Consider the following 23131-nt stretch of genomic DNA (forward strand, 5'->3'; position numbering starts at 1 on the left):
TTACGTTGGTCATGACTCTTGGTCCGAGTTGGTGGACTCGTCGTCCGCGGATTGCGGATCGTTCTTGTTCTTGTCTCGCTTGCGTCGCTTCCGGAACTCATTGGCCCAGAGCGAGGACAGCACACCGCCTAGGAGGAGGGCGGTAGCCCCACCCGCGACCTGCATGATGTTCATGGCCACGGGTGCGTATTTGCCTTCACCGGAATCGTAGTGAAAGCAGTACAGAATCAGCTTATCGACAGTGGAGCCGATCTTGCCTTCGGAGGACTCGACCAGACCCAAGCGTAGGGTCTTCGGGTGATACTCGATGCCGTAGAGGTAACGCGCGATCTTGCCATTTGGCGTGGCTAGGGTCAGCGCCGCAGGGTGCACGTACTCTTTGCGGACCTCGTTGTAGCCATAGCGAAAGCCGATCGCGTTGGCCAAAGCCTTGATGTTGTCTTCGCTCCCTGTGAGGAAGTGCCAGCCCGCTTGAGCATCGGGGCGTCCGTACTCCGTGACGTAGCGCTTCTTGGTCTCTGCGGAGCGCTCGGGCTTTTCCTTGGGGTTGAGGCTGACGGTTACCACGCGGAAATCTTTCCCGGCGGTCCAGTCCATCTGCTTCATGCCCTTCACCAGTCCGGTGAGCTGCAGGCTGCAGAGCATGGGGCAGTCTGAGTAGTTCAGCGTGATGATGACTGGGCGTTCGCCATCGAAGAAGTCACCAAGCTTGACCGGCTTGCCGTCGCTGTCGGTGAAGGCGAGATCCAGCGGGAGGTCCGTGTCGAGATGCTCGTCGACATCGATACCATTCAGGCGCTTGGGCTTTGATGGTGTGGCGTCGCCCAGCTCGGTTGCGAAAGCAGTTGTCGGGGCGGCGGTCAGGGCGAGCACGAGCAACAGCGCACAGAGAACTGCTCGCTCAGCTCGCTTCAGCCAACTGGAGACCACCGCCGCGGACATCACTCTGCGCCCTCGTCGGGGGGAGGTTGGGTGCCCGAAGGACCTTGGGTCTTCTGCGGCGCGGGCTTCTTCTTCTCTTTGGGCTTCTCGTCTTTGCCGTCGAGCTTCTGACCTTCGGTCGGAGCCGCAGCGTCGCCCTCGGCGGGTGCGCCCCCGTCAGTTGCCTCAGCACCTGCGTCACCCGCACCTGCATCGGCGTCCGCTGCGGGAGGGGGCTCGCTGCCGGGCGCCGTCGCGGCCTGTGGGTTGTCCTGGATGTCCTTCACCACAGCGGCCATTGCGCGATCCAGCGGGAGCGTGATGCGCTCCTTCTTCTCGTCGGCGTAGCTGGGAGCGGCCTTGAGCGTTTTCTCCTGCTCAGCGCGTAGCTCCGTCAGCGGCTTCAGATTGGCATCGGCGTTCTTCCGCTCGTCCTCGGAGTCCTGCTCGCTGCGAACGAGCGCCGTGAGGACCGCACAGATGGCGACCATCGCGATTGCACCCGCGATGGTCACGGTGCCGATCAGGCCGGAGTTTGGCTTGTCGTCTTCAGTTGCCATGGGAAGCGTCTCAGAAGTTCTCGAACGCCAGCGACTTGGCCAGTCGTGGGTCCTTGGTTGGGCGCAGGTTCATGCCAGAGGCAACCCGAGCGGCGTTTGCGATGAGGACACCTGCCACACCGATCACAGCGAGCAAGTCCATCGGGCTGAGCGGTGCTTTCTGCCCGTCGTAGGAGGGCATGATCAGCCAGTACAGGTCGATGTAGTGAACCACGAGGATGTAGATGGCCCAGAAAGCCAGCGCCTTGCGATTACGCTTCACGTGACGTGACACGAGACCGAAGAACGGAATCACGAAGTGGCCCACGAGCTGAACGATGCTCACCCACTGCCAACCCTCGACGAAGCGGGGCTTGAACCACACCGTTTCCTCGGGGATGTCCGCGTACCAGATCAGCATGAACTGGCTGAACGCGATGTACGCCCAGAACACGATGAAGGCGAACATCATCTTACCGATGTCGTGGAAGTGGTGAACGCTCACGCTCTTCGTCAGGCGACCGGTGCCTTGCAGCCAGAGCAGGCTGAGTGCGAGCACGCAGTGGAAGCTCAGCTGACAACCGGCGAAGACGTAGACGCCAAACATGGTGCTGAACCACTCCGGCTCGAGGCTCATGATCATGTCGATCGCGCCGAACGTCGTCGTGAGCGCGAACAGGAGCATTCCTGGGGCGCTCAGGGCGAAGCTCTTGCGGGTGAGCGCGGGGTCACCCGATGCGTCCTGGGCCACGCTGTTCTTCGCCAGCGTAGTCCCTAGACCGATCCACACCGCGAAGTAGAACACCCAGCGGATCAGGAAGAACGTCTTGTTCAGGTAGCCTTCCTTGTGCTGGAGCAAGTGGCTGCCCGCGACATGGTGAGGATCGTTCCAAGAGTAGAGCGCTGTGTTGCCGAGCATCACCGGGACGATCACCACCAGCGACAGCACGGCGAGTGCGGGCATGTTGCTGACGAAGATCTCCGCGACGCGGCGCACGACCGGGCTCCAGCGCGCCTTGGTCAGGTGCTGTACCAGGATGAAGAACAGCGACCCGAGGGTGATGGTTAGGCCCCACCAGAATGCGACCAGGTAGGAATGGAAGAAGTGGGCGAAGCCATCACCAGCGCTCGCACCGAGCGCCGCGGCGCCTCCCAAACCAACCACCGCCATGCCGCCGCCGACCTTGAGCAGCGTGCCGCTCAGGTCGCCCAAGCGAATGTTCTCGCCGGCCGGACCGTGGTCACCGCCATCCTTGCCACCGCCACCACCGCCGTGCCCGCCGTCGGACTTCTCGACCGACTTCGTCGCCGGCTTGGTGGCTGCAACCTTGGCCTCCTCCTTCTTGGGAGCAGGTTTCTCGGCTGCCTTCGGTGCCTCTTTCTTGGGCGCGACAGGCGGCTCAGACGCCGAGTCTTCCGTCTCGTCGTCGTCCTCGTCGTCGTCATCCTCGTCGTCGTCCTCTTCCGTGGCTACGGGTTCGGACTTCGGCGCTTCAGACTTCGAGCTCGTTTCTTCGGGCTCGGTCTTGCTGACGGTCTTGCGGGGCTTCGCCTTCTTGCTGGCCATGTCGATATCCGTAACTACTTGAGCGAGGCGATCTCGCTAGGAGACAGGTCTTTGGTGGTGGCGTTGCGGGTACGCTGAAGCGCACGCACGTAGAGGATGATCGCCCAGCGATCTTCGACGTCGATCTGAGGACCGTACGCCGGCATGTTGCGCACGCCGTGGGTGATGCTGTTGAAGAGCTGCCCCACGGGCTGCTTCATCAGGTTCGGGTCGGTGACGTCTGACGGTGGCACCCAGCCGTCCACACCAGCACCGATCAGCTCAGCGCGCTTGTTCACCATGCCGTCGCCGCGCCCTTGGAGGCCGTGGCAAGGAGCACAGAAGATGTCGAAGCGCTGTTCGCCACGCTTCATCGTGGCTTCGCTGACCTGCAGCTGATTCGGGAAGGTCGTGGCCCAAGTGTTACCCGACTTGCCGCGATAGAAGTGGTCATCCTCTTGGAGGTTGCCCTGGGCGACGGTGCCTTCGACGAACGGGCGATCCGCGCGGCGATCATCGAAGAACGTGTTGACCCGCTGGGCCTTGTACTTCGTCTGGAAATCCATGTCCGGGACGATGTGGATGCGCGGGCTGCGGTTGTGAGACTCACGGGCGTGAGCCGCCAACGCGAAGGGCACGATTGCGGCAGCGGTCAGGATCACCAGGCCATAGATGATTCCTCGCGGAAGCTCTGCTGGCGTCTGGTCGTCGTCCATCAACGGCTCGACGACGTCGGCGTGCTCAGCCAGCAGCGCAGTCACCTCGTCCGCGTCGTACTTGGGGTCGCTGGCCTCGATCAGCAGGAAGAACTTGTCGTCCGTGACCCGCTCGAAACGCTCCTTGAGATCCAAGGGGTGCGAGGGGTGAGGCAACTTGTTCAGCGCCAGCATGCCGCCCAAGGTCGTCAGCGCGCTCAGGAGCACGGTGAGCTCGAACATGATCGGCACGTTCGCGGGAATCGACCAGAACGGCTTACCGCTGACGATCCATGCGTAGTCGTGGGCGTTCGTCCACCACTGCAGCAGAATCGCAGTCGTCAGGCCGGTCAGACCCGCGCAGAGCACCAACCACGGCAGGATGGTGGGCTTGATGCCCATTGCCGGATCGATGCCGTGCACGGGGAACGGCGTGTAGGTGTCCCACTTCTTGAAACCAGCGTCGCGAACCTTCTTGCAGGCTTCGATCAAGACCGCTGGATCCGAGTACTCAGCCAAGATGCCGTAGACCGGCGTCTTCTTGGTGGTGCTCTTGTCCTTCTTCTCGCTCATGACTGTAGTCCTCGAAGGCCCGACTCAGTGGTGATGATGCATGTGGTGGTTGTAGTGAATCGCCTTCACCTCAGCCATCGCGACCATGGGCAGGTAGCGGCAGAACAGCAGGAAGAGGGTGAAGAACAGGCCGAAGCTTCCGATCAAGGTGATGAAGTCGACCTTGGTCGGGATGAAGTAACCCCAGTTGGAGGGGATGAAGTCGCGGCTGAGCGAAGTACACACGATGACGAAGCGCTCGAACCACATACCGACGTTCACGAAGACAGCGATGATGAACATCACCGGGATGCTGCGTCGGAAGCGTCGGAACCAGAACAGCTGGGGCGCAAGAACGTTGCAGCTGATCATCGTCCAGTAGGCCCATGCGTAGGGGCCAAAGGCGCGGTTGATGAACGTGAAGCTCTCCTCGGGGACGCCGCCGTACCAGGCGATGAAGAACTCCATGGCGTAGGCGTAACCAACGACGGTGCCCGTCACGAGCATGATGATGCACATGTTTTCCAGGTGCCTCATCGTGATGATGCGCTTGAGCCCGAAGAATTGCCGTGCGGGAACGGCGAGCACGACCACCATCGCGAAGCCACCGAAGATGGCGCCGGCGACGAAGTAAGGCGGGAAGATGGTGGTGTGCCAGCCAGGCAGCTGCGCCGTCGCGAAGTCGAAAGAAACGACCGAGTGCACCGAGAGCACCAGGGGCGTCGCGAGTGCCGCGAGGATTTGGTACGCCTTCTCGTAGCGGTGCCACTGGCGGCTGGAACCACGCCAGCCCATTGAGAAGATGCCGTACGCAAAGCGACGGACCGTGCTCTTCGAGCGGTCACGCAGCGTGGCCAGGTCGGGGATCATGCCCATGTACCAGAACAGGATCGACACGGTCGCGTAGGTGCTGACGGCGAACACGTCCCACTCGAGCGGGCTGCGGAACTGCGGCCACATGCTCATCTGGTTCGGGATGGGGAACATCCAGTAGGGCAGCCAAGGGCGGCCAATGTGGATGCCCGGGAAGATCGCCGCGCAGATAACCGCGAAGATCGTCATCGCTTCAGCGAAGCGGTTGATGCCGGTGCGCCAGTCCTGCCTGAAGAGGTACAGAACGGCGCTGATCAACGTGCCTGCGTGGCCGATACCGACCCAGAAGACGAAGTTGACGATGGGGAAGCCCCAGAACACCGGGCTCATATTTCCCCAGGCGCCGATACCTTCCCAGAACACGAACCCGATGCTGCTGAAGAACGCGAGCATCACGGTCGAGGAAATGGCGAAGGAGATGTACCAGGCCTTGGGCGGCTTCGGTGCCTCGGCCACGCGACACACGTTCTCCGTGATCTGCGCGAACGGGTTCTCCGCCTCGAGCTGGGTATTGTACTGTTTGACGTCAGCTGCAGTGGTCATCTGATCTCCACTCGAAGTTCAGGCCTCAGCCGTGGTGGCCGCCGTGTCCTTCGCCTTCCTGCTTCTGCTCGAGATCGGGGTGAGGGTTCGTGACCTTGGCCAAGTACAGAAGGCGGGGACGAACGTTTAGTTGCCCAAGCAGCGCATAGGCGCGCGCGCCGTTTTGGAGTTCTCGCACCTTGCTCCCAGGGTCGTTCAGATCGCCGAAGACGATCGCCTCGCTCGGACAAGCCTGCTGGCAAGCCGTCTTGATTTCGCCGTCCTCGATCTTGCGACGATGGTTCTTCGCGTCGATCTTGGTGTTCTGGATGCGCTGCACACAGAACGTGCACTTCTCCATAACCCCACGGAAACGCACAGTGACTTCGGGGTTGTAGACCATCCCCTTCACCTGGTTGGCGTCGTCCTTCATATCCATGTGGTAGTTGAAGTAGTTGAACCGCCGCACCTTGTAGGGGCAGTTGTTCGCGCAATAGCGGGTGCCGATGCAGCGGTTGTAGGTCATGTCGTTCAGACCTTCCGCCGAGTGCATGGTCGCGCCGACTGGGCAAACCTGCTCGCACGGCGCGTTCTCGCACTGGTGGCAGGTAAGGGGTTGCTGAGCCATGCCCGGGTTCTCCGGGTCGCCCTTGTAGTAGCGGTCGACGCGGATCCAGTGAAGCTCGCGGCCGAAGAGCACGCGCTCCTTGCCGACGGTGGGGATGTTGTTCTCGGCCTGACAGGCAACGGTGCAGGTTCCGCATCCGACGCACTTATTCAGGTCGATGGTCATGCCCCAGCGATGGCCCTCATAGGAGACCGGGGGCTTCCAGAGCGAGAGCAGCGGCGGGTGATGCACCTTGTGCTTCGCGAAGTCGGGCTCCTTCTTGTACTCCGCGAGCGTTGCCTCGCGGATCATGGTCGGGATGCGGACCTGGATTTCCCCCGCACCGAGGTCGTCGATCGAGTGCTTGTCCTGAGTGGTGGCTAGCTTCGTCCACTTGCCAGTCTTCTTGATGCTGGCGCCCGACCCGAAATCCCACAGCTTGGTGCTGCGGAGGGCGTAGGTGTTCACACCGACTGGAGCGACGCCGTGCGCCTTGGAGCCACCAATCTGACCCGCTGCGGTGCGGCCGTAGCCCAGCGCAACCTTGAGCGAACCCTTCGCTTGCCCCGGGGCTTGCAGCACCGGGATTTCAACAGATGCGCCACCTGCGGTTAGGGTCACCACGTCACCGTCCGTGACGCCCAAGGCCTTGGCGGTGGACGGTGCAATCAACACCGCGTTGTCCCAGGTCAGCTTGCCGATCAGATCGGGGACCTCTTGCAGCCAGCCGAGGTTGGCGTAGCGGCCGTCATACAGCCTGCTGTCCGCGGCGATGCTGAGTTCGAGGTCTTGCTCCGCCTCCACGCCACCGAGCTCGGGGCCCTGGAGGCTGACGGTGACGTCCTTCAGGGTGGGCGTGAGAGCCTTGCTCTCTGAACCCTGGATGTAGCCGTCGTGAATCGTACGGCGCCAGAGGGCGTCTCCCGAAATCCGCTCCTCGTGGGTGCGCTTGAGCATGCCCAGGGCGTCGAGCTTTTCTCCTAGCAACGCGCCGCAGAGCTCGATGGCAGAGCGTCCGCCGTAGAGGGGAGCGATCAGCGGCTGTGCGATGGACACCGTGCCGTCCCAGCCTACGGAATCACCCCAGGCCTCGAGCCAGTGGGCTAGCGGCACGTGCCACGAGCAAGCCTGGCTGGTCTCGTCTTCGTAGACCGCGGCGTGAATCGTCGTGCCGACCTTGGCCAGCGCTGCAGCGAACGCGACGTCCGCCGGTGCGTCGTAAGCGGGATTTCCGCCCACAATCAGCAGCGACTTGACCTGACCACCGTTCATCGCGGCTACCAGCTTGGTCAGCTGGGCGACGTAGCTCTCTCGCTCCGGGTCGGTCTCGGCGCTGTACAGCACCGTCTTGCCGACGTTTCCGAGGATTGAGTTCAGTCGATGCACCAGCGCGTGCACTTCGGCGGGCTGGTTTGCGCCCGCGACGACGACGCTGCGACCCTGATGCTCGACCAGGTCCTTGACGACGGTCTCGAGGAACTTCTTCGCGTGTTCATCGCTGAGGAACTTCGCTGCGGGAGCCGCCTGAGCGGCACCTGTGGCGGAGACCTGAGGGCTGATCGCGGAGTCGAGATAGGCCGCGACGGCCTTCAGCAAGCCGGAGCGCAGGGGGAGCCGATGGTCGGCGGCACCGCCGGTGGCGCTGAAGCTGCTCTCGATGCTGTAGAGCCGCGTCATGCTGCCGGCTTCGGGCGTGCGCCGCGAAGCGAACGCCTTCGAGTGCGCCAGGCCGTTCGGGTGTGAGCCGAACAGGTCAGCGTCCAACGTGACGATCACGTCGGTCTGGTCCAGCTTCAGCTGGGTGCGAACCACCTCGCCGAACGCCGCCTTGGCGCCATCGCGCTCATTGTCGCGATTGATGGGAGAGTAGTCGAACCACTGCACGCCCTTGGCGGTGAGACGACGCTTGAGGTCAGCGAGGGTTGGCGAGCTCGAGCCGTCACCAAGGATGGCGAGACCTGCGTCCGCGCCCTTCTTGAGGAAAGCCTCTTCGAATTCGCCCCAGGTCCCGCTCTCACGCTTCCCTGCGGAATAGCGTGCGACGCCCTTGCTGCGGTCGGGGTCGTACATCTCGAGCACCGCGGCTTGTTGCATCGAGGTGCTGCCACCTGCGCTACCAGCGTGCTCAGGGTTGCCCTCCAGCTTGATCGGGCGACCGTCGTAGCTGCGGGCGAGCAGGCCAACACCGACGCCACCGAGCTCCATGGTGGTGGCGAAGTAAACGGGCTTGCCGGGGATCAGCCCCTCAGGACGATTCGTCCGTGGGAGCAAGCGGTCTTCCTGCCAGCAACCGCTGAGGGCCAGAGACGCCCCCATGAGCTGGAGGAAACGCCGACGGCCAGGCACCGTGGGGCCTTCGTCAGCCTTCGCGAAGAACTCACGCTCCTTAACCGCGCGGAATTCTTCCGTGTTCTCACGCTCGGCGAGGCTTCGCCAGAACTTGGGCTTCTTCACCTGTGACATGTGGAGCAATCGGTTGGGGGATTGATGTTGTTCTCTTTGCGCAAGCGCATGCCGACAGCGAGCTGATCACCACCTTCGGGCTTGTAGCCCATGTTGGTGACCTCGGACGGCGGGCGCAGGTGCTGCTCGGGGGCGCGGTGGCAGTCCAGGCACCAGCCCATCGAGAGCGGCTCTTGCTGGAAGACTTCGGGCATCTTGTCGACGCGGCCGTGACAGGAAACGCAGCCGACGCCGCGAGTCACGTGGGCGCTGTGGTTGAAGTACACGTAGTCCGGAAGGTCGTGCACCTTGATCCACTCGACCGCATCACCCGTCTCTGCGCTCTGCCGAATCGGTTCGAGCTTGGCGCTGGTCTTGCGCACGCGAGCGTGACAATTCATGCACGTCGCGGTTGGGGGGATGGCTGCGTGAGCCGCCTGTTCCACCGTGTTGTGGCAATACCGACAGTCGATCCCTAGCTCACCCGCGTGTAGCGCGTGGCTGTAGGGCACCGGCTGCTTGGGCATGTACCCAGCGTCGATGGTCTTGGGGGAGAAGCCGTACCAGATGGCGCCGATCAGGTAGAGCGGTGCTCCGCCTAGAACGATGCCCGCGAGATCGCGGGTCTTGTTGGCCCATCGAGGAAAAACGAAGCGTGACATGGGTTGCTGCGCTCGGTTGTTGACGTGGGGGTACTTAGATGCCGCCGAATGACGGACCAGGTGGGACTGCGCAGCTGAGAGATACAGCGAAGCTGCGGGACTCACAGCGCAGGAGACTGATGTTTTGCTCGCGCGACTCGCGCGAGTTCCAACCGCGGCGCCTCGCTACCATGACGGGGCACTCCCTGGCGACCCTCGCGTGAGGGGGCAGGCGCACTTCGGTCGCAGGTCCTCCTAGAGAGGCGCCGGGCGGCTCGCAGGCTGCGGGAATAGGAGTCATGGAAGCTTCGTTCGCCGAGTGACAGGCGTTGGGGTCGGAGCGGGTTTGGCGAACCGATTGCGCCGAGCCGCGAATGCGGAGGGGGCGCGCACAGGACGCTGGAATCGCTTCTCCCGGGTTCGAAACTGGGGAGTGTGGAGAATCTTCTGCGCGCTTTCCGGAGGCCGGAGGGCGCTTGGGGGGCGTTATGTTCGGCCGCGTACAGAAAGTAAATGCGACCAATCGACACCCCCTGACCGCAGTCCTAGGCGCACGGGAAGTTCGAGGGTTACGCCATTGCGGTAAATCGTCGCAGCTCGAGGTTGGGGGGAGGAGCGCTGTCCGGCGGCGAGGATTTGCCCGGTGGGTTTCTGGGAGCGGACAAAACGAAACGAGGGCGACCCTGGTGGGTCACCCTCGCCTCTGTGTTGACCGGAACGTCCAGCGCTCCGATTTTGGCGACTTAGAAGTCGCGCATCTGCTTGCGGATCTTGCCGATCGCTTGCTCCTGCAGCTGGCGGATTCGCTCACGGCTCAGATTGTACTTGTCGCCAATCTCCTTGAGCGTGAGCTCCTCTTCGTTATCCAACCCGAAGCGCCAGCGGATGATGCGGCTCTCGATAGGAGTCAAGGTGCCGAGCAGTCGCCTTACCTCTTCCGCCCACTTGGCCGCAGCCAAGTCGTCGTAAGGGGAGTTGGCGTTCTCTTCCACGAGGAAATCGATGAACTTCCGGCCGTCCTCGTCACCCACAGGGCGATCGAGGGAGAACGGAGTCTCCGCGTAGAGGTCCTTGACCTTGTCGAGCTTCTCGCGCGGTACGCCGGTTTCCTTCTCGAGTTCCTCAATCGACGGCTCGCGCCCAGTGCGCGCGATGATCGTTTGCGTTGCACGAGACACCCGGTTGTACGTATCGAGCATGTGCACCGGGATACGGACCGCACGACCCTTGTCGGCGAGCGCGCGGCTGATCGCGTGGCGGATCCACCAGGAGGCGTAGGTCGAGAAGCGGTACCCACGAGTGTGGTCGAAGCGCTCGACCGCCTTCATCAGTCCGATGTTGCCTTCCTGGATCAGGTCGATCAGGGGCAGGCGACCACGGTTGTAGCGGCGGGCGATGCTGACCACGAGTCGGAGGTTCGCCTTGACGAAGCGGTTCTTCGCAGCGCGCTGACGACGGTCCGTCGACTTCACGCGGCTCATGAACTTCTTGTACGCAGCCGTCTCCGCGACCACGGGGATCACATCGGGATCGGCGTCGCTCTCGATCACCTCGCGCACACGCTTGTTGGCGTTGGCCAACCAAATGCGGTCGGAGTCGGGAAGGCGGATCTCACGCGCGACGGCCTCCGTGTGCTGCTGCCACTCGCGAGTCTGACCGGCGTGCAGCTTCGAGCGCTGCTTGCGGTAGGTCTCGAGTAGTTCACGCAGCTTCGGCATGTCAGCCAGGGAGGGCCGATCTGCCTCTTGGAGCGTGTCCGCGATGTCCTTCTCCAGTCCGTTGAGCACGTGCTCGGCGACTGGCAGGTACGAGAGGAGCTCGCACCAGTGTTCGATCTCCGCGTTCTCCACGTCTTGAGCTGCGTTGAGCTCCTCGTCGGGACCCATCACCTGGTGGGTCGCCATGTCGCGGAAGTAGCGCGAGAGCATCGAGTCGCCCGAAGCATCGGGGTCCTTCGCAGGACGCGTCGCGCCTTCCTTGATGGGAGCAGGGGACTCCGAGGCGCGGGCGGCGGCGGTCAACCGCACGCTGGTGCGCTCGTCAGAGTTATCGTCGTCGTAGAGCTGGCTTGCTGCCTGATTCTCGGTCATGGTTCTCTCGGTGCGGTGCGGGCCGGGGCCAGAAAGTTCGTGGGGAGAAGAAACGGAGCCTTCGGGGGGCAACGATTTTTGGGTTGCCCGCATTCCCTCGTAGTGATCCACGGGCAACTCGGCTCCCTTGTTCGCCGCGGGCGGGCGTTTCTCGGCTGAGCTTTGGGGTTGAGCAGCCGCTGGGGTGGAGCTCGAGGTGGTCTTGCCCTCGGGGGAGGTCTTAGCAAGCTTCGTGCCTCGGACTCCTTGGCCGGCGGCGCCTCTAACTCGAGGTGCACGCGCGGGGCGAGTTTTCGCCGCAGGAGATGAGCGCTTGCTGGTCATAGACGTTGGTTTGGGGGATGGAATTCGAGTGGTTTTGAGTCTCGGATTGAGCTAGGGGCGGTTCTTCGACGGGGCCGGACCCTGATCTTTCGATCGGACTCCTCCCCGAGTTCTGTAGGGTCGAGCCGACGGTTCAGCCAGTCACGGACCCCTGAGGGCAGTTGCAAGTTCGCGATTTGCAATTTCAGATTCGATGACGATCGGGGATTTGAGGCGCGCAAGTGCGCGAGATCTCGCTGAGCTCACCGCAGCAGATGTCCGAATCGAGGCAGCTGACCGATCTGGCCAGTCGGCGCCGATTTCGGTCACCTCTGCGAGGTTTTCCGTCCCTTCCAGCTTGTACGGCTGCGCCCTCGATGAGTTGCGAAGGCCTGGTCTTTTTGGCTTCAGAACCGTGGCTTCAGCGCTCGGTGTGGGGATTGGCCACGCAGGGTTGGCGCTTTCAGCGGGGTGGGTGGCGCGGTCGCTGGTGAATCCCGTGACACCCTATGAGTTGGGGCTCTCCACTGTGTGTCTCATCGGACTACTGGCAAGTCTGCTAAAGGCGATCGCTCAGGCGGGGCTGGCTGGGGCGCAGGTTCAGCTGAGCGCTGCAGTGGGAAATCGCGTGAGGCTGGAAGTCGCCCGGGGTCTCTTGGCACAGGGCGGCTCAGCCACCGCGCAGGAGCTACTCGCCCGCATCGCCGTGCGGATTCGCGAAGTGGAGCACGGGACCGAGGGCTGGCTGGTGCTGCATCGCGCCGTTGCGCAGCTGCTCCCGTTGGTCGCCGCTCTGATCCTGCTGTCACCCTCCATGGCAATTGCTGCTGTGGGTGTTCTCGCACCCTTCGGCGTATGGGTGGCTCGCGCCCGTAAGCGATGGAAACGCAGCGCCCACGAGGCGCAGATCCACAGCGAGCGCCTCCACGCCAACGTGGACGAACTGGTTGGCAACTTGGACCTGTTTCGCACTTTCGGTGCAGGGGATCAGGTGCTCCAGGCCATGGAGCGAGCAGGGGTTCGCGCTGGCGCGGAAGCTGCTCGCGTCGAGGCCGTTCGAGCGGGGTTGTCTGGGGCGAACGAGGTGCTGGGCGCTCTTGCGGTGCTGGGCGCCGTGATGCTCGCACAGCGATTCGGCTTAGGTCTTGGGGACGGCGCGCTGCTGGCGTTTGCGGCGGTGTTCTTCATGGCCTACCGGCCCCTTCGCGACCTTGGCGATGGGCGTGGTGCGCTGCTCAAGGGACAGGCGGCGCTCGAGTCGCTGGGCGGGCTGGTTGGACCAGGCGTGCTTTCCGGAGCTGCGTTTTCGTGGGGAAACGAGGAGCTGGTGTGCCGGGGATTCGGCCACGCGGAGCGTGGGCCGCGGATCGGACTCCGCTTGGGCTATGGGGAGCTCTGCTGGCTACGTGGAGAGAACGGCAGCGGAAAGACCACCTTGCTCCGCTGCTTGTTGGGGCTCGAGCCTGCGGCTGGGGAGATCGCGTATGGCGGTCGTCCGTTGGCGGAGGCTCTAGTCGGGCCCGGGAGCCGACCTTTCGCTTGGGTGCCCCAGGACGCTCCGATGGTTACGGGATCGCTGCTCGACAATGTGCGGTTGATGGGGGCCGGCGTTGCGCAGGCGAACGGCGCGCTCGAGCTCCTCGGAGCGGAGTGGTTGGTGCAGCGCTTGGGGGACGCCAAGCTGGGGCCCGGGGGACGCAACGTTTCCGGGGGGGAACGCCGTCTGATCGCTCTGGCGCGTGCGGTAGCGACGGATCAGCCGGTGCTGCTCTTGGACGAGCCGCTGGTTGGTGTGGATGCTGAGGGGCGGGAACGAATAACGTCTGCGCTGGCGCGCGTACGGGGCGCGCGGAGCCTGATCGTGGTCAGCCACGAGGCGCTGCCAGCGGACCTCGTTGACCACGAGATGCACCTCTCCCCCCAATCCCCAAAGAGCGGCGGCGACCAAGACGAGACCTACGGCGGGCGCGACTCACGCGCCGAGAGCTAAAACTGCGCGAGGAAGCGCGGGTCGTTCTCGAACAACACGCGGATGTCAGGGATGCCGTAGCGCAGCATCGCGACGCGCTCCACGCCGAGACCAAAGGCAAAACCGGTGAAGCGCTCGGAGTCGATGTTGCAGTGCTCGAGCACGGCAGGGTGCACCATCCCGCAGCCCAGCACCTCGAGCCAACGCGTGCCTTTGCACACACGGCAGTCGCCCTTGGTCGTTTCCGTGCAGAAAACGCACTCGACATCCAGCTCAGCGCCGGGCTCGACGAAGGGGAAGTAACTCGGGCGGAAACGCACCAGCACGTGTTCGCCGTACATGCGCTGAGCAAAGGCCGTGAGCACGCCCTTGAGGTGCGCGAAGCTCACGTTCTCGTCCACCAGGAAGCCTTCGATTTGGTGGAACATCGGCGAGTGGGTGACGTCGTCGTCGCGCCGGAACACCGCGCCGCCGCTCACCACCGCCATCGGCGGCTCGTGGCGGCTCATCTCGCGCACCTGCACGTTCGAGGTGTGAGTGCGCAGCAGCACCCGCGCGTCGGCGGGAGCGCCGTCGACCTTCACCCAGAAGCTGTCCTGCATGTCCGTCGCCGGGTGATCCGGCGGGAAGGCGAGCTTCGTGAAGTTGTTGCTCTCGAGCTCGACTTGCGGCCCCCAAGCGACGCTGAACCCCAGGTCGCGGAAGGTGTCGAGGATCTCGTCGCGAACCTGCGTCAGCGGGTGCAAGTGGCCGCGAGGCGCCGGCGAGCGGCCGGGCATGCTGAGGTCGAAGGGCGTCGCTTCTAGATCTGCCTTGCGGGCGGCAGCGGCGAGCTCGGTCAGCCGTGCTTCGAAGCTCTGCTCGACCTCTTGCTTGGTCGCGTTGACGGCCTCGCCGATCTCGCGACGCTTGTCTGCCGGCACTTTCCCCATCAGCTTCAAGAGCTGGGTGAGCCGGCCATTTTTGCCCAGTAGCTGCGCACGCGCGGCGCGCAGATCTTGTTCTGACTGGGCGGCAGCAAATTGCGCGCGGAAATCTTCACCGAACGCGCTGAGGCCGCTCTCGATCTCAGCTGTCGGATCCATTCGCCGCGCGCTTCGGAGCTTCAGTTGGCCTGAGCAGCGAGCTCGGTCAGAGCCTTGAATGCGGTGGGATCGTTGACCGCCATGTCGGCGAGCACCTTACGATCCAGCTCCACACCGGCCTTCTTCAGCGCGCCCATCAGACGGGAGTAGCTGGTGCCGTGCTCATGGCACGCGGCGTTGATGCGGACGATCCAAAGCCGACGGAAATCGCGCTTACGCAGCTTGCGGCCGACGTAGGCGTACTGCCAGCTCTTCCACAGCACGCGGAGCGCCTGACGGAAGCGATTCTTGCGACCTCCCCAAAAGCCCTTGGTTTGCTTCAGCACGCGCTTGTGCCGACGACGGGGGCTGGGGCCTCTCTTTACGCGGGGCATTCTCTGACTCCTCTACGATCAGCCGTAGGGCAAAAGCAGTTTGACGCGCTTCTCCATGGCCGGCGCGACCATGTCGTTGTCACGCAGGCGGCGCTTCCGCTTGCGGGACTTGCCAATCATGTTGTGCTGCAGGCCCATCTTCGGGCGGCGGACGCGGCCGGAGCCGGTGAGCTTGAAGCGCTTGGCTGCAGCGCGGTTGGTCTTCATCTTGGGCATGGTCGACTCCAGCGGGGCGCGCTCTAGCGCGCTTACCGCGCACCCACCAGGAAAGATTGCTTTCTGGAGGGCTGCGAAACTCAGGCTCACGCGAAGGGCGTGAGACACAACACAAGGCGAGGCCTCGTGGGGCCGGGCGTTATGACGGATGCTGCGAGGCTAGTCAAGCTGCGTGATGCAGGGCCAGCGGGGTGGCTGTTACTTCCATCGCAGCGGCGTTGAACCTCCCCCCCAAAACCACTGAACTACTGAGCATCGGGGTAACACATCAAGTAGCGCTCGACGCGCAGGGCGGCCCCGCCCGAGCGGCGTTGAATCCAGGCGACGGCGACTTTGTCTTCACCGCTGACGGCGATCTTGGCGCTGTCCGGCGGACCCTCTTCGTCAACGATGGGGATGTTGGTCGACGCGAGCACCTCTGGGTTTGGCTTGCCCGCATCGATGCGCAAGCGGCTGAGAGTGAGGTCGAGCTCCGCTGGGGAGGTGCTGAGGTTAGGAATCGCGCCCAAGATGTTGAGCACGCTCGGCTCGATCTCCCGCTGAATCACCGCGAAGTCCGGGTTGCGAACGCCAGGGCTGCCGGAGCGACCGTCACTGCCGCAGGTCGAGGCTAGGCAGCCACCAGCCCCGCAGGCGAGGGTCGTGATGTCCGAGACGGCGTTGTTGCCCTGCGCTCGGCTCCACCACGTGTACCAGTAGTTACCGAGTACCCGCACGGAACCGGCGCCAGTCACTGGGAGCGACTTGTCGGTGATGCACGACGGAACGATGACGGGCGTGCCGTCTTCAATTTGGGTGCGGACTTCGTTGTCGGTGACGACGAGCATGCCCGGGTGGCCGTTGCCGTCGTCGAGGGGAGCCAGACGCTGACCCGTCGCCGCTGCCATCGAGTAGGAGCGCATGCTGTCGTCGAGCGGGAAAAACAGCGCGGTCAACCGCGTGAGCCAGCCGACGTTCACCGTGTTCCCCGTCTGCCACAAGATCGGGTTGCGAGTTAGATCCGGGACGGCGAACTTGCTGAGCGTGGTGCTCAGCTGCCCGGCGCCGTCGGTGATCAGCTCAAGGTTCTCGTCGAGAGCCAAGATCCACACGTCGGCGTCTTGGTTGGCCTGCTGGCGGGCGGCGAGGGTGATGTAGATGTTGGTGGTCAGGTTCTCCACCAGCGCGAGCAACCCGGCGCCGCTGGCAGGTTCGAAGCCTGCTAGCGGTGTGCCCTGTCGCAGCGTGCTGAAACGTGCGCCTTCCTGGAATGTCGTCGCGTCGCCACTGCGGCCAAAGGTCCATAGCGTGAGGTCGTCTTTTCCACCCTCCCGTGCGAAGCGAGACAGGTAGAACTTACCACCCGCGCTCACCAGGTTGATGTTGTGCACCTCGTCGAGCGGCTGGGTAACGCTCATTCCGTCCGGAACCATCTCCTGGGGTTCAAAGACGCAAGTGGGCGCTTCACCGCTGGTGTCGCAGCTGTCTTTGGTGCACGGGTTCTTGTCGTCACATACGCCGCAGGCGGTACCGCCGCCTACGCCCGCAGTGCCGCCACTTCCGCCGCTCGAAGTGCCACCACTCCCACCGGCAGCTTGCTCGTTGCCGTCTTGCAGCCCGTCGAAGTCCAGGACGAAGGAGCAGGCGCCGAGCGCGAGCGCTGAGACCAGCAAGGCAAGCTGTGAAGTACGTCGGCCGAGCATCAAAACCTCCAGCGCGCGTCGAAGGCGCCGCCCGCGGTGCTCGCGCCGACGAATACCTGCGGAAACGCCGAAGGCTTTGCCGGGACACGCGACGCGGATTGCGGGCTTGAGGAAGAGGTGAACAGCAGCGTGAGGCCGACGCCGATCCCCACCACGGCGACGCCGGTCAGGATGGTACTGGTCAGCGCCATGTTGCGACCTGTGGAGAGCTGGTCGTCGGTGCAGGTTGGGCTGCAGTCGGACTTCGCCGTGTCGTACTCGCTCTGTGCGAGCAGCCCAGTTACCACCGCGCCACCAGCTGAGAGTCCTCCTAGGCCAATCAGGATCCATGCGGGCACGTTCGGCCCCGCGTCTGTGGTTCCGTCGTCTTGGACCGGAACCTTGGAAGTCTTGGGTTCAGGCTTTGGCGCTGGCGGTGGGGGCTTCGCGGCAGCTTTCGGCTCACGCTCTGGCTGCGGCTTGGGTGCTGGCTCCACGCCTTCGCCCGCATCCACGCGTTTTTGCAGGTTCGCTTTGCGCAGCTCGACGGTCTCTCGCAGCTCTCCCTCGGGTGCGAGCTCGAGGTAGCGATCCAACGCACCAATCGCTTGCTTCAAGCGCCCCATGCGTTCGTAGACCGTCGCGATATTGATCTGAATCTCCGGACGTTTCGACAGCTCGTACGCTTTGTCGAACGCCTCCAGCGCGTTCTCGTAGTCGCTCTCTTCCAAGTAAGCCGCGCCGCTCTCGAAGTGTCGTCGTGCTAGCTCGTCGGGAGACGCTTGGCCGAAGGCGGGCACGCTGACCGCGAGGAGGGCGCTACACACCAATGTCGTGAGCCAGCGTTCGCGCCGCCCCCGGGACACACCTCTCATCCCACGATCTATATCACGCCTATTCGCGTTCTTCGTTGCGCCATCCAGAGCGCGCCAAAGCCCCAGCAGAGCGCTGTTTTCGCGGCTCGGTTCCGAGCGGGTTGGGGCCGGGGAGGGTGTTGAAGAGCTGAGGTTCTGGCTACGCGTCCGCTGGTCCACTGCCCGGCTGTGACGCAAGGGTCGTGCCGTAACCAAGTCCTGGAAGCGCTATTGGCGAAGCGGGTGGGGCGAGTGTGCGACGGCGTGTGCCTTTCGGGTCCTGAACACGGCCATTTCGGCGCTGCCTGGTTTGGGGGGGAGGTCCGCCAGCGCAGACGCCCAAACAATCTTGGGACGACGCGTTACCGAAGGGCTCGTCTGTGGTAGTCGACCCACCCGACATGCCTCGCCGCGAAGACATTCGGAAGATCCTCCTGATCGGGTCCGGCCCGATCGTCATCGGCCAAGCCTGCGAGTTCGACTACTCGGGGACCCAAGGCGCCAAGGCGCTGAAGGAGATTGGCTACGACGTCGTGTTGGTGAACTCCAACCCAGCGACGATCATGACCGACCCGGAGCTGGTGCGTCGAACGTACATCGAGCCGCTCACGGTGGATGCGCTGACGGCCATCATCAAGCGCGAGCGACCGGATGCGTTGCTCCCGACGCTGGGTGGACAAACCGCGCTGAATCTCGCGTTGGACCTGAACGAGGCGGGGGTCTTATCGAAGTACGGCGTCAAACTCATCGGCGCCAACGTGGACGCCATTCGCAAGGCCGAGGACCGCATGCTCTTCAAGGAGTGCATGGCGGCGGCCGGGCTAGAGTGTGCCCGCAGCGGCTACGCGCGTTCCCTCGCGGAAGCAAAAGAGATCTCCAAAGAGATCGGCTTCCCGATCATCCTTCGCCCGAGCTTCACCATGGGCGGAGCAGGCGGTGCGGTGGTCGAGGACCCTGCGGAGTTCGACCAGAAGGTCAGCTGGGCTCTTGAGCAGTCGCCCACCCACGAGGTGCTGGTCGAAGAGAGCATCCTCGGTTGGAAGGAGTACGAGCTGGAGGTCATTCGTGACCGCGCAGACAACTTCATCGTCGTGTGCTCCATCGAGAATATCGACCCCATGGGCGTGCACACCGGTGACTCCGTCACCGTAGCGCCAGCGATGACGTTGACGGATCGCGAGTACCAGCGCCTACGCGACCAAGCGCGCGCGGTGATGCACGAGATCGGGGTCGAAACCGGAGGCTCCAACGTTCAGTTCGCGATCAACCCCGCCGATGGGCGCGTGATCGTGATCGAGATGAACCCCCGTGTCTCGCGCTCGAGCGCGCTGGCCTCCAAGGCCACTGGCTACCCAATCGCGAAGATCGCCGCCAAACTCGCGGTGGGATTCACCCTGGACGAGCTGGAGAACGACATCACCGGCACCAGCGCCGCCTTCGAGCCCACCATCGACTACGTGGTGGTCAAGTGGCCGCGCTTCGACTTCAAGAAGTTCCCCGGTACCGACACGCGTCTAGGCACGCAAATGAAGAGCGTCGGCGAGGCGATGAGCATCGGGCGTACCTTCGCCGAGGCGGTGCAGAAGGCCGCGCGTTCGCTGGAGACGGGGCGCTCCGGTCTGGTCAGCTTGACCGACGCGGTGGATTACCGCCTGGAAAAGCCTGCACCGCATAAGGGCCGCGACTTGAAGCACGAGGCGCCGCCAGAGGTGAAGCCGCGTCCGACGTTGCCACCTCCGTCTCAAGACGAGCTGCGGCGTTCTGTGAGTGAGCTGATTCGCGTGCCCACCGCCGACCGTCTGTTCCACGTGGTCGATGCGATGCGCCTCGGGATGACCGCCGAAGAGGTCAACGAAGCCTGCGCCATCGACCCTTGGTTTTTGCGCCAGTTCGAGCGCATCGTGGAGCAGGAGCGTCGCATCAAGGAGGCGCCCGAGCTCACGCGCGAGCTGCTTTTTGACAGCAAGCGCCTCGGCTTCAGTGACGCTCAGATCGCCGAGCAACGCGAAATGAGTGAGAGCGACGTGCGGGCTGCGCGCGAGCGCTTCGACGTGTTCGCTACCTACGGGCGTGTAGACACCTGCGCTGCTGAGTTCGTCGCTCGCACGCCGTACCTCTACTCGACCTATGAGACCGAGTCGGAGGCTGAGGTCACGACCCGACAGAAGGTGATCATTCTTGGAGGCGGTCCGAACCGCATCGGACAAGGCATCGAGTTCGACTACTGCTGTTGCCACGCGGTCTTTGCGCTGCGTGAGCTCGGCTACGAGACGGTGATGGTCAACTGTAACCCAGAGACCGTCAGCACCGACTACGACACGTCAGATCGCCTGTACTTCGAGCCCCTGACTCTGGAAGACGTGTTGGCCATTTGCCGCGAGGAAGCGTCCTCCGGTGAGCTGCTCGGAGTCATCGTGCAGTTCGGCGGACAGACCCCGCTGAAGCTCTCGGTGCCCCTCGAGGCGAACGGTATCCGCCTGCTGGGCACCAGCGCGGATGCGATCGATCGCGCTGAAGACCGTGAGCGCTTCGACGAGCTCTTGAACAAGCTTGGGCTGAAGCGCCCAGAGGCAGGTATCGCCAAGAGCGTCGATGAGGCGGTCGAGGTGGCGAAGCGTATCGGGTTCCCGGTGTTGGTGCGCCCGAGCTACGTGCTTGGCGGCCGGGCGATGATGATCTGTTGGTCTGAAGAGGACCTGCTGCCCTACGCGGAGCTCGCGATGGAGGCCGCGCGCGAAGCCGGCACTCAGACGTTGCTGATTGACAAGTTCTTGAAGAACGCCATCGAGGTGGACGTCGACACCGTTGCCGACGGGAAACGCGCGGTGGTCGGTGGTGTCATGCAGCACATCGAAGAAGCCGGCGTGCATAGCGGCGACTCTTCATGCGTGCTCCCGCCGCACACTCTCCCCCCCAAAATCGTAGAGCGCATCGAACAGCAAGCCAAGGCGCTGGCCCTGGAGCTCGGCGTGGTGGGGCTGATGAACACGCAGTTCGCGGTCAAAGACGGTGACATCTACGTGATCGAGGTCAACCCACGCGCGTCTCGTACGATTCCCTTCGTGTCCAAGGCGACAGGGCGCCCCCTCGCGAAGATCGCTGCAAAGCTGATGGTGGGACGCACGCTGGATGAACTTGGGATCGACGACGCATTCCTACCCACGCATATGTCGGTGAAGGAGTCGGTGTTCCCCTTCCACAAGTTCCCCGGTGTCGACACGGTGCTCGGGCCTGAGATGCGGTCCACTGGCGAAGTGATGGGGATTGCCACCAACACGGCCTTGGCGTTCGGTAAGTCGCTGGTCGCCTCCGGCTTCAAGATGCCCTCCACCGGGCGCGCGTTCATCAGCGTTCAGGACGAAGACAAGGACGACGCGGTGGGCGTAGCGCGGCGGCTGAGGAACCTCGGGTTCCGCTTGGTTGCCACGCGCGGCACCGCGGAGGCGCTGCTCGCAGCGCATATCCCCTGCGAGGTCGTGAACAAGGTGCAGATGGGGTCGCCTCATGTGGTGGACGCCATCGCTGAGGGCACCATTCAGCTCGTGGTCAACACCACTCAAGGCCTGAAGTCGATCCGCGACAGCTACGCGATTCGCCGCAACGCGCTGCTCGCCAACATCCCGTACTTCACGACGATGGCGGCAGCGGTGGGAGCCACCGCGGCGCTCGAGGCACACGAGCTGAACAAGGGCCAAACGGTTCAGGTTCGCAGCCTCCAAGAGTGGCACCGTCGAAGCCTGGACTCGGTACAGCTTTAAGTCGCACGTTCGCGACCCTTCAGGCCGACTGGCCAATTGATGTTGAACTCTGGCTCCCAGCGAACCGCCGGTTGCTGTGTGTGCCGCTCACACATCGTCATTCCGTAAGGATATTATTCGGTTTCGCTTGGCGAGGGCGAGCGACGTGGCCCTGTGTGCCGCGCGAGGCGTGAAATGACCACAGCATCGCCGGGTTTCAGCCGTGCCTACGCGCCGAGGCCGGTGCATATGCTTCAGGCTTAAAGCTTTCTCGGGTGGTGATTTCGAGAAGTCCTAACGAAGCGCACACCCGCGGGGATCTGAACCAATTCGCGCCCGGGAGGCGCGAACAAGTAACAGTTGGATCGCTGCCACCAAACAGTAGTTAGGCAGACGAATGGCCCAATAAAGCCCTTGCGAAAGCGAAGTTCTAGCCGTTGAAGGAAAGCAAGTACGGCCCTTATCCCGAGCGGGGATCTCGACCGTAGGCCACTCCAGCCTTGTTGGGTTCCGAAGCAGCAGCGGCCGTGATGAGCATCGATCAACTTGTGGATATCAGGCTCGATACCGAGCTGGCCGCTCTCGCCGCTAGCAGGATAATCGACATCTAGGCAGACCAGTTTCATCGACGGTGACGAGGGTGTCGCGTAGGCTATGAGTAGGGTGTCCCACAAGCTGGCGAGCATCGAGCTGGAACGGGCCGAGGGGAGTTCGCGCTACGCGTACTACCTGCGGTCCAAGAACCAGGAGTTCCGACTTCAACTCGGGGAGTGCTTCATTGGGCGCAACCCGGCTTGTCAGATCGTGCTCGTGGATCCTCGCGCGTCTCGTAACCACGCGGTGCTGCGAATCACCGAGCGCGCGGTGGTGCTCCAGGATCTCGATAGCGCGAACGGTGTCTACCTGAACGAAGAACGCGTTGAGAGACCGGAGAAGCTGCGTCACGGCGACCGCATCGTGATCGGAACTCAAGAGTTCATCTTCGCGGTCGAGGACACATCACCGGACTCCGCGTCTATTTCCGTGGAGGAAATCAGCGGCATCGTTACACCGCCCGAAGCGCCGGCGATGTCGTCGACGGTGGATGGCGATCCACTCGACTACCTCGGCCGGCTAGCGGACAAGATGCTCGCGCTGGGGCGCGTCGAAGCTGCCGAACGAGTGCTTGGCGCCCACCTGCGAGAAATCGAGAGCCTGGCTCGCAGCGGGGCGCCGGTGGTCAACACGGACTTGTTGCTCGCAGCGAAGTACGCGCTCCGCCTGTCTGGGGCAGCGTGTGCGCCCGAGTGGGCGAACTACACCATCCGGCTCTACGCCCTCGCACGTCGTCCCATGCCGGCACAAGTCAGTGGGGAGCTAGCGGCGCTTCTGCGTCGTGTTCCCAACATCGATCGGCAATTGATGGTGCGTTATCAGGAGTTTCTGGCGGCTCACATCCACCAGATGGCTCCAGCGGACCGGGAATTGTGCCATCAGGTGTTGGCATTGCCCCAGCCGCTGTAAG

At 63.5% G+C, this 23131-nt stretch carries 16 protein-coding genes; 3 read left to right on the plus strand and 13 right to left on the minus strand.

The window, feature by feature from the left end; all coding sequences use genetic code 11:
• Nucleotides 1-9 precede the first annotated feature (9 nt).
• From H6718_23760 to H6718_23795, 8 genes are all read right to left on the minus strand, one after another.
• Nucleotides 10-942 (minus strand): SCO family protein, encoded by a 933-nt coding sequence (locus H6718_23760; protein MCB9588445.1) that lies wholly within the window; start codon nucleotides 940-942, stop codon nucleotides 10-12.
• Nucleotides 942-1481: a hypothetical protein gene (locus H6718_23765; protein ID MCB9588446.1), complete on the minus strand. Its 540-nt coding sequence runs from the start codon at nucleotides 1479-1481 to the stop codon at nucleotides 942-944. The genes H6718_23760 and H6718_23765 overlap by 1 nt, the downstream gene beginning before the upstream one ends.
• A 10-nt stretch (nucleotides 1482-1491) precedes the next feature.
• On the minus strand, nucleotides 1492-3027 hold the full coding sequence (locus H6718_23770) for a quinol:cytochrome C oxidoreductase (GenBank protein MCB9588447.1): 1536 nt from the start codon (nucleotides 3025-3027) through the stop codon (nucleotides 1492-1494).
• Nucleotides 3028-3041: 14 nt separating this feature from the next.
• On the minus strand, nucleotides 3042-4274 hold the full coding sequence (locus tag H6718_23775; GenBank protein MCB9588448.1) for a DUF3341 domain-containing protein: 1233 nt from the start codon (nucleotides 4272-4274) through the stop codon (nucleotides 3042-3044).
• Between the two features lie 24 nt (nucleotides 4275-4298).
• On the minus strand, nucleotides 4299-5669 hold the full coding sequence (gene nrfD, locus H6718_23780) for a polysulfide reductase NrfD (protein MCB9588449.1): 1371 nt from the start codon (nucleotides 5667-5669) through the stop codon (nucleotides 4299-4301).
• A 25-nt stretch (nucleotides 5670-5694) separates the two neighbouring features.
• On the minus strand, nucleotides 5695-8718 hold the full coding sequence (locus H6718_23785; GenBank protein MCB9588450.1) for a TAT-variant-translocated molybdopterin oxidoreductase: 3024 nt from the start codon (nucleotides 8716-8718) through the stop codon (nucleotides 5695-5697).
• Nucleotides 8706-9359 carry a cytochrome c3 family protein gene (locus tag H6718_23790; GenBank protein ID MCB9588451.1) on the minus strand — a complete coding sequence of 218 codons (654 nt, stop codon included), beginning with the start codon at nucleotides 9357-9359 and terminating at the stop codon, nucleotides 8706-8708. The genes H6718_23785 and H6718_23790 overlap by 13 nt, the downstream gene beginning before the upstream one ends.
• A gap of 722 nt (nucleotides 9360-10081) precedes the next feature.
• Nucleotides 10082-11428: a sigma-70 family RNA polymerase sigma factor gene (locus H6718_23795; GenBank protein ID MCB9588452.1), complete on the minus strand. Its 1347-nt coding sequence runs from the start codon at nucleotides 11426-11428 to the stop codon at nucleotides 10082-10084.
• Nucleotides 11429-12146: 718 nt separating this feature from the next.
• On the opposite strand from H6718_23795, the gene H6718_23800 reads away from it, so the two are divergent.
• The gene (locus H6718_23800) at nucleotides 12147-13721 is read left to right on the plus strand and encodes an ABC transporter ATP-binding protein (GenBank protein MCB9588453.1); all 1575 of its coding nucleotides are present in this window, start codon (nucleotides 12147-12149) and stop codon (nucleotides 13719-13721) included.
• Here H6718_23800 and pheS read toward each other — a convergent pair.
• The 5 genes from pheS to H6718_23825 all read right to left on the minus strand — a co-directional run bounded on the left by pheS (nucleotide 13718) and on the right by H6718_23825 (nucleotide 17911).
• On the minus strand, nucleotides 13718-14785 hold the full coding sequence (gene pheS, locus H6718_23805; GenBank protein ID MCB9588454.1) for a phenylalanine--tRNA ligase subunit alpha: 1068 nt from the start codon (nucleotides 14783-14785) through the stop codon (nucleotides 13718-13720). The genes H6718_23800 and pheS overlap by 4 nt on opposite strands.
• A gap of 20 nt (nucleotides 14786-14805) precedes the next feature.
• Nucleotides 14806-15159 carry a 50S ribosomal protein L20 gene (gene rplT, locus H6718_23810; protein MCB9588455.1) on the minus strand — a complete coding sequence of 118 codons (354 nt, stop codon included), beginning with the start codon at nucleotides 15157-15159 and terminating at the stop codon, nucleotides 14806-14808.
• A gap of 18 nt (nucleotides 15160-15177) precedes the next feature.
• Nucleotides 15178-15375 carry a 50S ribosomal protein L35 gene (gene rpmI, locus H6718_23815; protein MCB9588456.1) on the minus strand — a complete coding sequence of 66 codons (198 nt, stop codon included), beginning with the start codon at nucleotides 15373-15375 and terminating at the stop codon, nucleotides 15178-15180.
• A gap of 245 nt (nucleotides 15376-15620) precedes the next feature.
• The gene (locus tag H6718_23820) at nucleotides 15621-17057 is read right to left on the minus strand and encodes a hypothetical protein (GenBank protein MCB9588457.1); all 1437 of its coding nucleotides are present in this window, start codon (nucleotides 17055-17057) and stop codon (nucleotides 15621-15623) included.
• The gene (locus H6718_23825) at nucleotides 17057-17911 is read right to left on the minus strand and encodes a tetratricopeptide repeat protein (protein ID MCB9588458.1); all 855 of its coding nucleotides are present in this window, start codon (nucleotides 17909-17911) and stop codon (nucleotides 17057-17059) included. Before H6718_23825 ends, H6718_23820 begins: the two co-directional genes overlap by 1 nt.
• Before the next feature lie 380 nt (nucleotides 17912-18291).
• On the opposite strand from H6718_23825, the gene carB reads away from it, so the two are divergent.
• Both carB and H6718_23835 read left to right on the plus strand, forming a co-directional pair.
• Nucleotides 18292-21648 carry a carbamoyl-phosphate synthase large subunit gene (gene carB, locus H6718_23830; protein ID MCB9588459.1) on the plus strand — a complete coding sequence of 1119 codons (3357 nt, stop codon included), beginning with the start codon at nucleotides 18292-18294 and terminating at the stop codon, nucleotides 21646-21648.
• Between the two features lie 642 nt (nucleotides 21649-22290).
• On the plus strand, nucleotides 22291-23130 hold the full coding sequence (locus H6718_23835; GenBank protein ID MCB9588460.1) for an FHA domain-containing protein: 840 nt from the start codon (nucleotides 22291-22293) through the stop codon (nucleotides 23128-23130).
• Nucleotide 23131: the final 1 nt, after the last annotated feature.

It is taken from the genome of Polyangiaceae bacterium (genome assembly GCA_020633205.1).
Taxonomy (GTDB): Bacteria; Myxococcota_A; Polyangia; order Polyangiales; family Polyangiaceae; genus JAHBVY01.

Excerpts from the sequence above, each read along its gene's own strand:
- H6718_23775 (MCB9588448.1), bottom strand. The coding sequence starts at position 4,274 with ATGAGCGAGAAGAAGGACAAGAGCACCACCAAGAAGACGCCGGTCTAC.
- rpmI (MCB9588456.1), bottom strand. The coding sequence starts at position 15,375 with ATGCCCAAGATGAAGACCAACCGCGCTGCAGCCAAGCGCTTCAAGCTC.
- H6718_23760 (MCB9588445.1), bottom strand. The coding sequence starts at position 942 with ATGTCCGCGGCGGTGGTCTCCAGTTGGCTGAAGCGAGCTGAGCGAGCA.
- H6718_23825 (MCB9588458.1), bottom strand. The coding sequence starts at position 17,911 with ATGAGAGGTGTGTCCCGGGGGCGGCGCGAACGCTGGCTCACGACATTG.
- H6718_23785 (MCB9588450.1), bottom strand. The coding sequence starts at position 8,718 with ATGTCACAGGTGAAGAAGCCCAAGTTCTGGCGAAGCCTCGCCGAGCGT.
- H6718_23770 (MCB9588447.1), bottom strand. The coding sequence starts at position 3,027 with ATGGCCAGCAAGAAGGCGAAGCCCCGCAAGACCGTCAGCAAGACCGAG.
- pheS (MCB9588454.1), bottom strand. The coding sequence starts at position 14,785 with ATGGATCCGACAGCTGAGATCGAGAGCGGCCTCAGCGCGTTCGGTGAA.
- H6718_23820 (MCB9588457.1), bottom strand. The coding sequence starts at position 17,057 with ATGCTCGGCCGACGTACTTCACAGCTTGCCTTGCTGGTCTCAGCGCTC.
- H6718_23795 (MCB9588452.1), bottom strand. The coding sequence starts at position 11,428 with ATGACCGAGAATCAGGCAGCAAGCCAGCTCTACGACGACGATAACTCT.
- nrfD (MCB9588449.1), bottom strand. The coding sequence starts at position 5,669 with ATGACCACTGCAGCTGACGTCAAACAGTACAATACCCAGCTCGAGGCG.
- H6718_23765 (MCB9588446.1), bottom strand. The coding sequence starts at position 1,481 with ATGGCAACTGAAGACGACAAGCCAAACTCCGGCCTGATCGGCACCGTG.
- H6718_23790 (MCB9588451.1), bottom strand. The coding sequence starts at position 9,359 with ATGTCACGCTTCGTTTTTCCTCGATGGGCCAACAAGACCCGCGATCTC.
- rplT (MCB9588455.1), bottom strand. The coding sequence starts at position 15,159 with ATGCCCCGCGTAAAGAGAGGCCCCAGCCCCCGTCGTCGGCACAAGCGC.
- carB (MCB9588459.1), top strand. The coding sequence starts at position 18,292 with ATGCCTCGCCGCGAAGACATTCGGAAGATCCTCCTGATCGGGTCCGGC.